The sequence below is a fragment of the Mesorhizobium sp. M7A.F.Ca.US.002.01.1.1 genome (assembly GCF_004022955.1).
In the GTDB taxonomy this organism is placed as follows: domain Bacteria; phylum Pseudomonadota; class Alphaproteobacteria; order Rhizobiales; family Rhizobiaceae; genus Mesorhizobium; species Mesorhizobium ciceri.
In genome coordinates this window covers 1-15621 of the sequence record NZ_RZQE01000103.1, presented here as the reverse complement: position 1 = coordinate 15621, position 15621 = coordinate 1, and the positions used below count along the sequence as shown (strand labels likewise).

At 64.2% G+C, this 15621-nt stretch carries 7 protein-coding genes and 3 pseudogenes; 7 read left to right on the top strand and 3 right to left on the bottom strand.

What is annotated here, in order from left to right; all coding sequences use genetic code 11:
* The 4 genes and pseudogenes from EN932_RS13185 to purH form a co-directional block, all read left to right on the top strand.
* Nucleotides 1-291, top strand: a pseudogene (locus tag EN932_RS13185) (protease HtpX); the annotation flags it as partial.
* Entirely contained in the window at nucleotides 282-1676 is a 1395-nt protein-coding gene (locus EN932_RS13180) for an RsmB/NOP family class I SAM-dependent RNA methyltransferase (protein ID WP_245465115.1), read from the top strand. The pseudogene EN932_RS13185 and the gene EN932_RS13180, both read left to right, overlap by 10 nt.
* A gap of 147 nt (nucleotides 1677-1823) precedes the next feature.
* Nucleotides 1824-3548, top strand: coding sequence for a heparinase II/III family protein (locus EN932_RS13175; RefSeq protein ID WP_013529012.1), 1725 nt, complete (start codon nucleotides 1824-1826; stop codon nucleotides 3546-3548).
* Nucleotides 3549-3633: 85 nt separating this feature from the next.
* Complete coding sequence (gene purH / locus EN932_RS13170) at nucleotides 3634-5250, top strand: bifunctional phosphoribosylaminoimidazolecarboxamide formyltransferase/IMP cyclohydrolase (protein WP_127368343.1); 1617 nt, start codon at nucleotides 3634-3636, stop codon at nucleotides 5248-5250.
* A gap of 249 nt (nucleotides 5251-5499) precedes the next feature.
* Here purH and EN932_RS13165 read toward each other — a convergent pair whose 3' ends face one another.
* A complete protein-coding gene (locus EN932_RS13165; protein WP_027163687.1) occupies nucleotides 5500-6876 on the bottom strand; it encodes an MFS transporter in 1377 nt (458 codons plus the stop codon).
* Nucleotides 6877-7230: 354 nt separating this feature from the next.
* Between EN932_RS13165 and EN932_RS13160 the strand changes: the two genes are divergently transcribed.
* Nucleotides 7231-9375, top strand: coding sequence for a TonB-dependent siderophore receptor (locus EN932_RS13160; protein WP_127368342.1), 2145 nt, complete (start codon nucleotides 7231-7233; stop codon nucleotides 9373-9375).
* 80 nt (nucleotides 9376-9455) lie between these two features.
* Here EN932_RS13160 and EN932_RS13155 read toward each other — a convergent pair whose 3' ends face one another.
* Nucleotides 9456-14270 carry an NAD-glutamate dehydrogenase gene (locus EN932_RS13155; protein ID WP_127368341.1) on the bottom strand — a complete coding sequence of 1605 codons (4815 nt, stop codon included), beginning with the start codon at nucleotides 14268-14270 and terminating at the stop codon, nucleotides 9456-9458.
* Between the two features lie 136 nt (nucleotides 14271-14406).
* Here EN932_RS13155 and EN932_RS13150 point away from each other — a divergent pair, with 136 nt between their 5' ends.
* Nucleotides 14407-14970, top strand: a complete 564-nt coding sequence (locus tag EN932_RS13150) for a peroxidase-related enzyme (protein WP_063169467.1) — start codon at nucleotides 14407-14409, stop codon at nucleotides 14968-14970.
* Between the two features lie 138 nt (nucleotides 14971-15108).
* Nucleotides 15109-15431: pseudogene (locus tag EN932_RS13145) on the top strand (hypothetical protein).
* Nucleotides 15432-15440: 9 nt separating this feature from the next.
* On the opposite strand, the pseudogene EN932_RS13140 reads toward EN932_RS13145, so the two are convergent.
* Nucleotides 15441-15621 (bottom strand): annotated as a pseudogene (locus tag EN932_RS13140) (LysE family translocator); the annotation flags it as partial.

The following is a 15621-nucleotide window of genomic DNA, read 5'->3' as shown; positions in this document are numbered from 1 at the left end:
CATCTCTTCATCATCAATCCCCTTCACGGCGAGCGCATGGACAGCCTGTTCTCCACCCACCCCGCCACTGAGAACCGCATTGCAGCCTTGCAGGCGATGGCGCGCGACATGGCCGGCAGCGAAACCCGGGCTGCACCGCGCCAGGCCCCAACGCCACGCCAGGCGGACGAACTGCGGCCATCCGGCCCGTGGGATCAGACAGCACGGCCCGAGCAGCCGGCGGAGCCCGCCAAGCCCAAATCCAACCCATGGGGTCGCAATCCGACCGGGCCCAGGGGCCGGTGGTCGTGAGCGTGGCGGACAGAGGACCTCGACGCACGGTTTCAGGTGATCAGGAACACAGGGACGGCGGCGACTTCGTCGCCGGTCTCGCCGCGCGCAAGGCAGCGGCCCGCCTGCTTGCCGCCGTCATCGATGCCAGGACACCGCTTGACGGGCTGACCGATCACGAGAACGGCCACCCGCAATACAAGGCGCTCGATTTGCGCGATCGCGGCCTTGTCCGCGCCATTCTGGTCACCGCGCTGCGCTATCGCATGACCATATCGGGGCTCTTGGCGCGGCGCCTGGAAAAGCCGCTGCCGCCCAATGCCACGGCGCTGTCGCACATATTGCATGTGGCGGCCGCACAGATCCTGTTCCTCGATATTCCCGACAGCGCCGCCGTCGACATTGCGGTGACCCATGCCAAGTCCGATCCGCGCACGGTGCGGTTCTCCGGCCTCGTCAATGGCGTGCTGCGCACACTGGCACGGGCCAAGGAAACGGAATTGCCTGCCGCCCTTGCCGCCACCGACGAGGCGCCCAAATGGTTTTCCGACAGGCTGAAGACTACCTACGGCAACGAAAAGGCCAGACAGATCCTCGAAGCGCACCGCGTTGAGGCGCCGGTCGACTTCTCGGTCAAGGCCGATCCCGGACTCTGGGCCGAAAAACTCGGCGGCATCGTCCTGCCGACCGGCACGGTGCGGGTCGAGAATCTTGTCGGTCCTGTCACTGAATTGCCTGGCTTTGCCGAGGGCGCCTGGTGGGTCCAGGACGCCGCGGCCAGCCTGCCCGCCCGACTGTTCGGCGATGTCACGGGATTGCGGGTTGCCGATCTCTGCGCCGCGCCCGGCGGCAAGACCGCGCAGCTGATCGTTGCCGGCGCGAAGGTCACCGCCGTCGACACGTCAAAAAACCGGCTCGTGCGGCTGACGCAGAATCTCGAGCGCCTCGGCCTGTCCGCCGAGATCGTCCAGGCCGACCTGCTCAAATACGAGCCGAAGGAATTGTTCGACGCCATTCTCCTCGACGCGCCCTGCTCGTCGACCGGCACGGTGCGGCGGCATCCCGACGTGCCATGGACCAAGACTTCGGCCGATGTGGAAAAACTGGCCGACCTGCAGCGCAGGCTGCTCGCCCGCACTGTGACGCTGGTGAAGCCCGGCGGCAGGATCGTCTTTTCCAACTGTTCGCTCGATCCGCTCGAAGGCGAGGATCTCTGTCGCGCCTTTCTCGCCGGCACGCCTGAAATCACCAATGATCCGCTGCTGCAAGGCGAGATCGCCGGCATCGATCCATTCCTGACGCCGCAAGGCACGCTGCGCACCACGCCCGCCGACCTGGACCTCGGCGCACCGGAACGCTCGGGCCTCGACGGCTTCTTCGCCGCTCGCATGCGGCGAGCCGGCTAGGGCTTGAACTGCCGGATTTGCTGCCTTTTTTAGGCAGGACCGGCGGCAGAAGCAGGTGAACCGGCCCGGGCTCGTGGAATTCGCCTTCGCACGAATCGTGCAATCATGTAGACTCGGCGCCGGGGTAGAGGACGATCAGGAGGGGTTTTGGCACTGGCTGCCAGCAGCACGACGCGTCTGTGGACGCTTGTCGCGAAGGAGTTCTGGCGCAAAACGCGCCGGCGCCTGCGCGCCGGGCCTGTCTATCGCTGGCGCTATTCCGGCCGCACGCCGGAACGTGTGCTGATCGCACCGCCGGACCTGCGCCTCGCCGACCCGCAGATCGCACTCGAGATCTATTACGGCCGCTATCCCCTGTCGGGGCATCTGGTCGAGACCGGCGGCAAGTCGCCTTTCCAGATCAACGTGCCCAATCACGGCTGGCAGAAGACGCTGCACGGCTTTCGCTGGCTGCGCCATATGCGCGCCGCCGGCACGGAGCTTGCCGCTGCCAATGCCCGCGCCCTGGTCTCCGATTGGATCACCATGCATGGCAGCCATATTTCCGGCATCGCCTGGGAGCCCGGCACGACGGCCAAGCGCATCATCGCCTGGTTGCAGCACTCCTCGGTCGTATTGCAGGGCGCCGAGTTCCCTTTCTACCGCGCCTTCCTGAAGTCGGTTGCCATGCAGATCCGCTATCTCAGGTCGATGGCGCGCGAAATGCCCGACGGCAAGGACAGGCTGCGGGCCCGCATCGCGCTCGCCTTCGCTGCCTTGTCCCTGCCGGCGCCGGCATCGGCGCTGCGTGGCGCGACCCGCAATCTTGCCGAGGAACTCGACCGCCAGATCCTCGCCGATGGCGGGCACATTTCGCGCAATCCGATGGTCGTCCTGGAAATCCTCGCCGACCTTCTGCCACTGCGCCAGACCTATGCCAACCAGGCGGAAACGCCGCCGCAGGCGCTGATCGGCGCCATCGACCGCATGCTGCCGGCGCTGCGCTTCTTCCGCCATCAGGATGGCAGCCTCGCCCGCTTCAACGGCATGGGCGCCACCATCCACGACCGCATCGCCACCATCCTGCGCCACGACGACACCGCTGGCGCGCCGCTGCTGCATGCGCCGCATTCCGGCTATGAGCGCCTGTCTATGGGCGGCACCACGGTCATCGCCGACACCGGCCCGCCGCCGCCGGTCGACGTGTCCAATGCCGCACATGCCAGCTGCCTTGCCTTCGAACTGTCGTCCGGGCGCCAGCACTACATCGTCAATGCCGGCATCGACACCTACGGCGCGGCTGAATTCCGGCCGCTGGCGCGCGCCACCGCCGCGCACTCGACCGCCACCATCAACGACACCTCGTCGGCGCGCTTCAGCCACTCGTTGCGCGTCAACGACCTGCTCGGTTCGCCGTTGATCGGCGGCCCGCAGCATGTGCAGTGCAAGCGTACCGACCAGAAGGGCGTTCAGGGTTTCATCGCCCGCCATGACGGCTATGTCGCGCGCTTTGGTTTCCTGCATGAGCGCGAACTGAAGCTGTCGTCGAACGGCAATGTGCTGGCCGGCCGGGACCGCTTCCAGCGCCCCGGCAGTGCCGCGATCCGCAACAATGGCCGCGACTTCGTCACCGTCCGCTTCCACGTTCATCCCGATGTCAACCTTTTGCAGGACGAGCATGACCGCCTGGTGCTGGCTGCCGATCAGGCCGACACCTGGGTGTTCACATCGGCCGAAGTCGTGCCGGAGGTCGAGGAATCGATCTATTTCGCCGGCCTTGGCGGCCCGCGCCGCAGCCGCCAGATCGTGCTTGCCTTCAAGGCCTCGGAAATCGCCGAAGTCCACTGGCAGCTGACCCGCACCAGCATCGCCGGCTACCCGGAAAACAACTGACCCACCTGACCGCTGGTTTGATTTCCGGGCGGCATGTGCTACGGGCCGGGCACCCACCACACCAGTCGTGAAAGGCCGCCAGCCCATGGCCGTCGCCGCCAAGAACATTCCCGCACCAGACCTGGTTCCCGTGCGTCGCGCCCTGCTCTCCGTTTTCGACAAAACTGGCCTCATCGATTTCGCCAAGGCGCTGGCAGCCGCAGGCGTCGAGCTGGTCTCGACCGGCGGCACGGCAAAGGCGATCGCTGACGCGGGCCTTCCGGTGCGCGACGTCTCCGAGCTCACCGGCTTTCCCGAGATCATGGATGGCCGCGTCAAGACCTTGCATCCCGGCGTGCATGGCGCGCTGCTTGGCGTGCGCGACGATCCGGAGCATTCAGCGGCAATGCGCAAATACGGCATCGAGCCGATCGATCTCGTCGTCTCCAATCTCTATCCGTTCGAGGAGGTCCGCCGCTCCGGCGCCGACTACGCATCGATCGTCGAGAACATCGACATTGGCGGCCCGGCCATGATCCGCGCCTCGGCCAAGAACCACGCCTATGTCGCCATCGTCACCGATCCCGGCGACTATGCCTCGGTGCTGAACGCGCTGGAGATGAACATCGGCTCGCTGTCGCTGGATTTCCGCAAGAAGCTGGCCGCCAAGGCCTTCGCCCGCACCGCCAGCTATGACGCGGCGATCTCCGGCTGGTTCGCCGAAGCGCTCGAGATCGAACACCCGACGTGGCGTGCCTTTGGCGGCAGGCTGGTCGAGGTGATGCGCTATGGCGAGAACCCGCATCAGAGCGCCGGCTTCTATATCAATGGCGACAAGCGGCCGGGCGTCGCCACGGCGCGTCAGTTGCAGGGCAAGCAGCTGTCCTACAACAACATCAACGACACCGACGCCGCCTTCGAGCTGGTCGGCGAGTTCGATCCGGCGCGTTCCGCCGCCGTCGCCATCATCAAGCACGCCAACCCGTGCGGCGTTGCCGAAGGCACCTCGCTGAAAGCCGCCTACGCCAAGGCGCTCGCCTGCGACCCGGTTTCGGCCTTCGGCGGCATCGTCGCGGTCAACCGCACCCTCGACGCCGAGGCGGCGGAAGAGATCGTAAAAACCTTCACCGAAGTCATCATAGCGCCCGGCGCCACTGACGAGGCAGCGGCCATCGTCGCGGCGAAGAAGAATTTGCGCCTGCTGGTCACCGGTGGGCTGCCGGATCCGCGCACGCCGGGCACGACGGTCAAATCCGTCGCCGGCGGTCTGCTCATCCAGGGCCGGGACAACGCTGTCGTCGACGACCTCGAACTGAAAGTGGTGACCAAGAGGGCGCCGACGCCGGTCGAAATGGTCGACCTGAAATTCGCCTTCCGCATCGCCAAGCACGTCAAGTCCAACGCCATCGTCTACGTCAGGGACGGCGCCACCGTCGGCATCGGCGCCGGCCAGATGAGCCGGGTCGACTCCTCACGCATCGCTGCCCGCAAGGCACTCGACGCCGCCGAGGCCGCCGGCCTTGCCGAACCGCTGACCAAGGGCTCGGTCGTCGCCTCCGACGCCTTCTTCCCCTTCGCCGACGGATTGCTGTCGGCGATCGCCGCCGGCGCCACTGCCGTTATCCAGCCGGGTGGCTCGATGAACGACAAGGACGTCATCGCCGCTGCCGACGAGCACGGCATCGCCATGGTGTTTACGGGCGTCCGGCATTTCAGGCATTGACGCACTTCTTCCTTCTCTCCTTGCGGGGTGAGAAGCGGTTCGCGCAGCAAACGAAAAGCCAATTGCTTGGCTTTTCGAGCTTCGAACGCCCTGAGCCCGCGAAGGGCCGGGCGGTGGACGATCCGCCCTGCCGGGTCCCCGCTGCTCCGCAGCGTCCCGGCGTTCGCCAGCCTTTCATCGTGCCCCTGGCATGATGAATTCGCTTCGCGAACCGGCCGCTCACCCCACAGGGGAGAAGGAAGAAAGAACTCACTCCGCCGGCCGGTCCGCCGGATAGGGCGTCTTGACCAGGATCGCTATGCCGATCCCGAGGAACAGCACGATCACCGCCATGCCGAGCCGTGCCGAGCCGCTGGCCAAGGTGACGGACGCGACCATGAACGGCGCCAGGAAACTGGTCGCCCGTCCGGCCAGCGCATAAATGCCGAAATAGCGGCCGGATTCTGCCGCCGTGACGCTGCGCGCCATGTAGGATCGCGACGACGCCTGCACCGGCCCGAAAGCCACACCGATCAACAGGCCGAAGAAGATGTAGGCCTTTTCCGCTGCGGTGCCGAACAGGCCGCCACTGTCCGGTCCAGGCATCATCCAGAGGCCGAACAAAGTATAGCCCGGTCCGGTCGAGACGATGCCGATCGTGGCGATGCTGAGCAGGACCAGCGAGATCATGACGATGGTTTTTGAGCCAAGCGCCGTGTCGAGACGGGCCGCAACCAGGCAGCCGAAGATGGCGACGACGTTGAGAATGATGCCGAAAATACCGATTTCGGTGATCGACCAGTGGAACATCGCTGCTGCGAAAGTGCCCCCCAGCGCCAGCACCGCATTGACACCGTCCTGATAGATCATGCGGGCGACCAGGAAGCGGAAGATGCCGCTGCGCTTGCGCACCTCGCCCAGCGTCACTTTCAGCTCCGCCAACCCCTCTCGCACCGCAGGGCCGATCGGCAGGCCCTTGATGGCATCGGGGGTGAAAAAGAACATCGGCAGGATGAACAGGAAGTACCAGCCGGCTGACAAAGGCCCGGTTGCGCGCGCGTCCTCGCCGAGCTTCGGGTCGAGCCCAAAGAGCGGGTCGGTGCCGATGATCGTCTTGCCGGTCTCCGGCGAACCGGCCAAGCAAGCGACGACGAAGATCAGCGCGATCATGCCGCCGAGATAACCAAGGCCCCAGGCCATGTTGGAGATTCGGCCGATCTCGCTCTTCGGCACCAGGCGCGGCATCATCGAATCGTTGAACACGGTCGAAAACTCGGCCGCGACCGACGCCAGCGAAAAGAACAGCACGACCAGGAAAAGGTTCGAACCGGGGGCCGCGAACCAAAGCATGCAAAGGCAGGTGACCTTGACCGCGGCAAAGAATGCGATCCAGGGCTTGCGCGGGCCGGTCTGGTCGGCAATCGAGCCGAGGATGGGCGACAGCACGGCGATGACAAGACCTGCCGCGGCAATGCCGTAGCCCCAGGCCGCCTGGCCGGTCTCCGGATCGCTCGCCATGCGCGAGACGAAGTAAGGTCCGAAGATGAAGGTCGTCACGACCGTGAAGAACGGCTGCGCCGCCCAGTCGAACAGCATCCATCCCCAGATGCCGCGCCCGGACGCACGCTGCACTGTCTCTACCGTCATCATGATCCCTCGGCACCGGTTCCGTGTCGGGCGCCATGTCTGCATGTTTCATGCGCTCATGCAATGAACGAAGCTCGGTGCCGTACCCTTGACGTTGCCGGGCGTTCACTGTTCGAAAGCCATGCAACCGGCTTTCGTCCGCTACGCGAACCAAGCCCGTATTTTTCTCGTGGGGGAAGCCGGACCGTAGGTCCGGCGCCGTCCTCCACCCCCTGCTTCGCAACGATTGTCGCCGGCGTGGATCTCTTGATTATTAAGTTGACTCTTTTTGTCCGCTTTGACTAATTGCGCTCGCGCAGGGCCGGAACGGTGACCGGCCGAACTGCTCGAAATTGGTCTGACAGGGAATAAGAGATGACGATTGGTCGACAGGCATTGCTGCGCATTCAGGCAAGGCGATTGATTGCGAGCAGTGCCTTGATAGCGGCATCTTTTGGAATGGTGGGGACCGGCCGGGCCCAGGACGTTTCGCCGGACGATGCAACTCAACTGGAAACGATCGTCGTCACCGGCAAGTCGGACCGCGTTGGCGGGCCCGATCAAACGATCGTCGCCAAGGATACGGCGACCGCCACCAAGACCGATACGCCGATCGTCGACGTTCCCGCCTCGGTTTCAGTTGTAACCCAAAAGGAACTGGAGGCGCGCCATATCGAAAGCCTCCAGCAGGCCGTGGCCTACACATCCAGCGTCCTCACCGACGAGTTCGGCAACGATGACCGATACGACTATATTCGCATCCGCGGTTTCGACCAGACATCGCTCGGTACCTATCGCGACGGCCTGACGGCGCGCATCCCAGCCTGGTTCACGGCCAGCCGTCTCGAACCTTACGGACTTCAGCGCGTGGAGGTCCTGAAGGGATCGACATCGACGCTTTTTGGTCTCAACGGCCCTGGCGGATTGGTGAACGCCATTACCAAGCGGCCGCTGGACCAGAAGCAGGGGGAGATTTACACGTCCTATGGCGACGGCACCAAGGAGATTGGCGTTGATTTTGGCGGGCCGATCGACGCCGATGGCGTGTGGACCTATCGGCTTACCGGGCTGGCCAAGGATAGCGATCAAGGATGGGATTATTCCAACGACGACCGGCTTTACATCGCACCCGCGTTGACCATCAAGCCCGAGGAAGGAACCTCGCTCACCATCCTGACTGACTATTACAAGCGAGATGGCACAGGCGCACGCGGCACCCCCGCCGGCGCCAATATCGACATCGGCACCTTCCTGGGCGAGCCGGATTTCAACCGCTTCAACACCGAGCAGGTCGATATCGGCTACCAGTTCGAACATCAATTCAACGAGAATCTCACCTTCCGCTCCAATGCCCGCTACACGCATTTGAGCCTCGACTACGCCGAGGTCTACGGCGCGTCGCTTGACCCCACGGCGGACCGCACGGCATTTTCCGTCGGCGGCCTGTCCAACCGCTATGCCTTCGACAATCAGTTGCAATACGATACGGGCTGGGACCGGGTCGACAGCAAGACGCTTGTCGGCGTCGACTACGCCAACGACAACACCCGCGAAAACATCCTCTTCGGCACCGCGGGTCCCATCGACATCGACAACCCGACCTATTGCGGTCTATCCTGCATCAACCTCGGCCCCTACGTGAACTGGCGGGTCAAGCAACAGGCGGTCGGTGTCTATGCCCAGGAGCAATTGACGTTTGACGACCGCTGGATCGTCACCCTGGGCGGGCGCTGGGACCGCGTGCAGACGACTGCTGATTATCTCGACCTGGGAACGCAGGACGACGACACCGCATCGGCCTTCACCAAGCGCGCCGGCCTGACCTACAAATTCACCCCGAACCTCGCGGTCTACGCCAACTATTCGGAAAGCTTCCAGCCGCTCGTGTCGCCAAGCGCCAACGGGTATGCGGTCTCGGGCTCGTTGAAGCCTCAGGAGGGCAAACAGTATGAGGCAGGCATCAAGTACAAGCCCGACGGCTTCGACGGCCTGTTCACAGCCGCGGTCTTCGACCTTACCCAAACCAATGTTCCGACCTATGTCACGCCTGTTGTCCAGCAGCAGATCGGCAAGGTTGGCGTCCGCGGCATCGAACTCGAGGGCAAGGCCGCCATCGCGGAAAACCTGAACCTGACGCTTGCCTATTCCTACTGGGATGCCGAGATCCTGGAAGACGGCATTGGCGGGAATGCCGGCAATCGGCCGCAGCGCGTTCCTCGCCACCTGGCGTCAGCCTGGGTCGACTACACGCTTCCCGAGGAAGGACCGCGTGGCGACCTGACCATCGGCGGTGGCGTGCGCTATATCGGACAAACCTACGGGGATGACGCGAACACCATTTCGATTGGCGGCTACGCACTGGTGGATGCGGCGATTAGCTACAAGATGACCAAGGACGTGACGTTGGCCTTGAACGCAACGAACCTGTTCGACCGGAAGTATCTGACAACCAGCTATTACGGGACCGAATTCTACGGCGACCGGCTGAAAATCGTCGGCACCCTCAAACATTCCTGGTGAGCTTGCTGAACGCCAAGCGCCGACAACATTGGAAAAGGCGCCACACGCACCCGACAATGCGTGTGGCAATCATCGACGGTTCACATCCCCGTCAGATCGCTCATCAGCCCCGACGCCACCGACAGCCGCGACACGGTGATGTCGCCGCCCTCGGTCAACGCCTGCAGCCGCTCGCGGATGCGCGCCACCCGCTCGCCGCCGGCGTCCAGCCAGGCAGCCACCGGATCGGCCGTCTTGGCGTGGCCGGTGAGCGCCGCCACCGCGATGCCGCGCCGTGCCGCATCGATCGTGTCGGTGGCGCGCGAAAGCGCCAGCTGATCGTAGTAGTCCGATGGCGTGATCGAGCGTGCGGCGTCCTCGACACGCGGAATGCGGAAGGCATCGCTGACGGCGAAGAACGCCTTGGCCGCGGCGACGATATCGGCGCCGGCGGTGCGCGCCGTCAGCGCGATGTCGGGGATGAGTTCCGCCACCTCGCTCAGTGCCAGCTGCCCGGCCAAGCTTTCCGGCGCGCCGGCCTTGAACAGCCCATGCCGCTTCTCCTCGATGCGCTCGCGTGAAAAGGCCGGCAGCAGCGAAACGAGCTTGGGCTCCAGCGCCTTACGGGCTTCCTGCAACTCGGCAATGCGCTGGCTGAGGGGTGCCGTGCCGGCATCGTTCTTCAGATACCAGCCGCTGGTCACATAGATCAGCCGGCTGACCATCTGATAGAGATCAAGCTGCACCTGGCCGTCGATCTGGTTGTCGAGCGCGTCGATCTCGCGATAGAGCGCCGGCAAGGCAAAACCGTCACGCACCACCGCGAAGGTCCGCACCACGTCGGCGGCGGTGCGCCCGGTGGCCTCCTGCAGCCGGTTGACGAAGGATGGGCCGCCGCGATTGACCAGATCGTTGGCGACGACCCGTGTGATGATCTCGCGGCGCAGCCTGTGGCCATGGATCTCGGCGGCGTATTTCTTCGCCATCTGGTCGGGAAAATAGCCCATCAGGTCCCGGTCGAAATGCGCGTCATCAGGCACGTCGCTGGCGACGATGTCGGAAAACAGCACAATCTTGGCATAGGCGAGCAGCACGCCGAGTTCGGCTCTGGTCAGCGGTTCGCCACGCGCTTCACGCTCGGCCAGCGCTGCCGGCGACGGCAGCGTCTCGACGGCACGGTCGAGCAGGCCGCGCGCCTCCAGCGCCGTCATGAAGCGGCTCTGATGCGCGATGTCGGCGAGGCCGCGCTTGCGGGCGATCGAAAGCGCCAGCGTCTGCTGGTAGTTGTTGGACAGCACCAGCGAGCCGACCTCCTCGGTCATCTCGGCCAGCAGCTTGTTGCGTGCCGGGCGTGTCAACGACCCCTTGCGCATGGCGGAAGCCAGCGCGATCTTGATGTTGACCTCGACGTCGGAGCAGTTGACGCCGCCCGAATTGTCGATGGCGTCGGAGTTGCAGCGGCCGCCATTCATGCCGAACTCGATGCGCGCCCGCTGCGTGACGCCGAGATTGGCGCCCTCGCCGATCACTTTCGCCCGGACGTCGAGCGCGGTGATGCGAATGGCATCGTTGGCGCGGTCGCCGACCTCGGCATTGGTCTCGGTCGATGCCCTGAGATACGTGCCGATGCCGCCGAACCACAGAAGATCGACCGGCGCTTTGAGGATGGCGGTCATGATCTCGACCGGCGTGGCGGTGGTCTTGGCCAGGCCGATCGCCGCCGCCGCCGCCGCCGGCAAGGTGATCGATTTCTGGTTGCGCGAGACGATGATGCCGCCTTCCGACAGTTTCGTCTTGTCGTAGTCCTGCCAGCTCGAACGCGGCAGCGCGAACATGCGCTCGCGCTCGGCCATCGAGGCTGCCATGTCGGGATCGGGATCGATGAAGATGTCGCGATGGTCGAAGGCCGCGATCAGCCGGGTTTTCGGGGACAAAAGCATGCCGTTGCCGAACACGTCGCCCGACATGTCGCCGACCCCAACGACGGTGAAGGACGAGGTCTGGATGTCGCGGTTGATCTCGCGGAAATGCCGCTTGACCGCTTCCCAGGCGCCCTTGGCGGTGATGCCCATCTTCTTGTGGTCATAGCCGGCCGAGCCGCCGCTGGCGAAGGCGTCGTCGAGCCAGAAGCCGTGCTTCTCCGAGATCGCGTTAGCGGTATCGGAGAAGGTCGCCGTGCCCTTGTCGGCGGCAACGACGAAATACGGATCGTCCGGGTCGCGTCTGATAACGCCGGCCGGCGGGATGACGCCGTCGAGGCCGATATTGTCGGTGATCGACAGCAGGCTGGAGACGAAGTTCTTGTAGGCCGAAGTACCGGCCTCGAAGATCGCGTCGCGGCCGGCGCTCATCGGCAGCTTCTTCGGATAGAAGCCCCCCTTGGCGCCCACCGGCACGATGACGGCATTCTTGACCTGCTGTGCCTTGACCAGGCCGAGCACCTCGGTGCGGTAGTCCTGGGCGCGGTCGGACCAGCGCAAGCCACCGCGCGCCACCGGACCGAAGCGCAGATGCAGACCTTCGACCTCGGAGCCGTAGACGAAGATCTCCCGCCACGGCCGCGGCGCCGGCAAGCCCTCGACCGCGTGCGAGTCCAGCTTGATCGCCAGCGACTGGCCCTTTTCTTTCGTATCGGCAACGAAATGATTGGTGCGCAGCGTGGCTTCGATCAGATTGAGGTAGCGCCGGATGATGGTGTCGTCGTCGATGTTCGGCACATCCTCCAGCGCATCCTTGATCTTGGCCTTGAGGTGCTTTGCGGCCACCACGCCTTCGGTCTCCGCTGTCGGGCCAAGCCGGGCGATGAACAGCGCATGCAGGCCACGCGCTATGTCGGGATAGCGGTTGAGCGCGGCGGCGATGAAATCCTGGCTTTGCGGAATGCCGACCTGCTGCAGATAACGGCCATAGGCGCGCAGGATGGTGATCTCGCCAGACCACAGGCCGGCGGTCTGGGCGAGGCCGTTATAGCCGTCATTGTCGACGTCGCCGCGCCAGACGGAGAGGAACGCATCTTCGAACAGCGCGCCGCCATCGGTCAGGTCGATCGGCTGGCCGTAGCTGTTCTCAAGCTCCATGTCATGAATAAAGACTAAGCCGGGCCGATCACTATTGATCGTGCCGACCTGGTCGTCGCCGACCTCGAAAGTGCGCTCGCTGATGACGCGGAAGCCGATGTTTTCCAGCACCGGCACCCGGCGCGACAGCGCCACCGGGCTGCCATGATGATAGATTTTCAGTGATGCCTGGTGCGGTTTCTGCTCGGCATGGCGATAATAATCGATGGCGATCGGATTGCCGGCGCTGATCTTGGCAATGCGCCTGGCATCGGCCAGCGCCACCGCCGCGCTGAACGAATCGCGGTAGCTTTCCGGCAGCCGCGCGGCAATCGCCTTCAAAGCCTGGTCGCCGCCACTGGCCTCGGCCGCATCGGAAAGGGCGTCCTCCCAGGTACGCACGATGTCGCGGATCGCCGCCTCTATCGTCGCTTGCTCGACCTTCGGCGTCTTGCCGCCGGAGCGGCCGATGATGAAGTGCACGCGCGCCAGCCCGCCCTCGGGAAAGGCCGGGTAGTAGGCCGACAGCCGGCCTTCGAATACGGTTTTCAGATAGGAGCCAATCTTCTCGCGCACGACGCTGTCGTAACGGTCGCGCGGCACGAAGACGAGGATTGAGACGAAACGGTCGAATTGGTCGGCGCGCACCAGCGCCCGCACGCGTGGCCGCTCGACCAGGCCCAGAATGGCGGCGGCATGTTTGCGCAGGATCGGCACCGGCACTTGGAACAGCTCGTCGCGCGGATAGCTTTCCAGCACGTTGATCAGCGCTTTGCCGGAATGATCGTGCCGGTCGAAGCCGGACTTGGCGATGATGGTTTCGGCTTTTGACCTCAGATACGGGATCTTCATCACCGAGCGCGTGTAGGCGGTCGAGGTGAACAGGCCGACGATGCGCAATTCGCCCGCGAGCGTACCCTTGGCGGTGTAGGTCTTGATGCCGATGTAATCGAGATAGATGCGGCGGTGCACGGACGACTTGGCATTGGCCTTGGTGACGATCAGCGGCTCCGGCCCATGCAGGAAGGCGCGGATCTCCGGCGTCGTCGTTACCGCTTCGGTGCCGCGCCTGAGCACCAGCACGTCGGGATCGGACAGGATGCCGAGGCCAGGCTTTTCAGCGCGCTCCAGCGTGCCGCTTTCCTCGCCGCCGGTGTATTTGAACTCGCGCATGCCAAGGAAGGTGAAATTGTCGTCGCGCAGCCACTCCAGGAAGGCGAGAGCCTCGGCAACGCTCTTCTTGTCGAGCGGCACGGCCGTATAGCGGAATTCCGAGATCGCCTGATCGAGGCGGGCCAGCATTGGCCTCCAGTCGTGAACGGCGGCATGAACCTGGCCAAGGATCTTGCGCAGCCGCTCGCTCAATCCGCTCGCCTGCTCGGATGTCAGCCGCGGGATGTGGACATGGATGACGCTCAGCCGGTCGTGGCTGCCATCGTCCTTGGCGAAATTGCCGTCGCCGAGGATTTCTTCCACGCCGCCCTTGCCGTGGCGCACGACGATAACCGGATGGGTGACCAGGGTCGGTTCGCCCGATGTCTCGGTGATCTCGCCGAGGATGGAATCGAACAGGAACGGCATGTTGTCGTTGACGACCGTGACAACCGTCATCGGGCGGCCGTCTCGCACAACGCCCGAATCGGCATCGACGGCGACGACGCACTCGCCTTTCCTGTGAGTGGCGACTGCCTGGCCGGCGAGATCGGCAGCCCGCTCCAGGTCGGCCACATCGTAGGGAGCAATGTCTTCAGCTGGCGCGCGGGCGAGCAGATAGTCTGCAAGCCTGGCTGGCCTTTCCTCCGCTTTAAGCGCTGCCGTGGCTTTTTTCTTCGGCTTGCTCGCGGATTTCACGCTGGCCATGACGCACGTCCCTCCCGTCGAATGCTTTTACGACTATGGTAGCAGATGACCGCTGTTTGGCGACAAAGGTTTGACGGCTTGCCAAGAATTATCGGAATTTGGCGACAAGATGCCGCGCAACGAGGAGAAATGACCCATGACCGGCAAAATCAGCGCGCTTGATCTTGGCCAGGGAGAGCTGAGCGAGGCGACAAAAACCTATTTCGCCAAATGCGAGGAGAAGCTCGGCCTCGTCCCCAACGTGCTCAGGGCCTATGCCTTCGACGACAAGAAGCTGCGCGCCTTCACCGACATGTACAACGATTTGATGCTGGGTGAGTCCGGCCTGTCGAAGCTGGAGCGCGAAATGATCGCGGTCGCCGTCTCCTCGATCAATCATTGCTACTATTGCCTGACCGCGCACGGCGCGGCGGTGCGCCAGCTCTCCGGCGATCCGGCGCTCGGCGAAATGATGGTGATGAATTTCCGCGCCGCCGATCTTTCGCCCAGGCAGACGGCAATGCTCGAATTCGCCGTCAAGCTGACGCAAGAGCCGGCCAAGATCGTCGAGGCCGACCGGGGCGCGCTGCGTCAGGCCGGCTTCACCGATCGCGACATCTGGGACATCGCCTCGACCGCTGCCTTCTTCAACATGTCGAACCGCGTGGCCGCGGCAATCGATATGCGGCCGAACGACGAATACCACGCCATGGCAAGGTGACGGATTGCGGCAGGATCCAGACCGGGGCGTTATATTAGCAGTGTCGCATTCTCGTTGCTTGTTTGCCGGTTTGGTCCGATGATCGGCAGGCGGCATGACCGCATGCCGGTTCGATGCCGCTCACCAAGGGAGGAGAACATGGCGAAGTATCTCTACGTCTATCATGGCTCGGGCAAGATGCCGACCGACGAGGCCGAGCGGAAGGCCGCAATGGACGCCTGGAACGGCTGGTACGGCAAGCTCGGCTCGGCTGTGGTCGACGGCGGCAATCCGGTCGGCATGTCGAAGATGGTGCTGCCCGGCGGCAAGGTCGAGAACAATGGCGGCAGCAATCCGGCCGCCGGCTACACGATCGTCGAAGCGAAAGACATCGACGATGCCGTCGCCAAGGCCAAGGACTGCCGATCCTGATGAACCCGGCCTTCAGCGTCGAGATCGCGCCGATCATTGAAGTGATGTGACGCGCCGGCTCAGGACCGCGTCGCTATGGCGGCCGCCGCACCGGCCATCGTCGTGGCGCTGATGCGATTGGCGATCTTCATGGCGCGCTTGCTCTTCAAAAGCTTGCGCGCCTGTGATGCGGCGAGCACCCAGGCGAGATCGATGGCGACCAGCACCACGGCCATGGTCGCCGTCAGCTCGACCCAGCCG

Excerpts from the sequence above, each read along its gene's own strand:
- EN932_RS13165 (WP_027163687.1), bottom strand. The coding sequence starts at position 6,876 with ATGACGGTAGAGACAGTGCAGCGTGCGTCCGGGCGCGGCATCTGGGGA.
- EN932_RS13150 (WP_063169467.1), top strand. The coding sequence starts at position 14,407 with ATGACCGGCAAAATCAGCGCGCTTGATCTTGGCCAGGGAGAGCTGAGC.
- EN932_RS13160 (WP_127368342.1), top strand. The coding sequence starts at position 7,231 with ATGACGATTGGTCGACAGGCATTGCTGCGCATTCAGGCAAGGCGATTG.
- purH (WP_127368343.1), top strand. The coding sequence starts at position 3,634 with ATGGCCGTCGCCGCCAAGAACATTCCCGCACCAGACCTGGTTCCCGTG.
- EN932_RS13155 (WP_127368341.1), bottom strand. The coding sequence starts at position 14,270 with ATGGCCAGCGTGAAATCCGCGAGCAAGCCGAAGAAAAAAGCCACGGCA.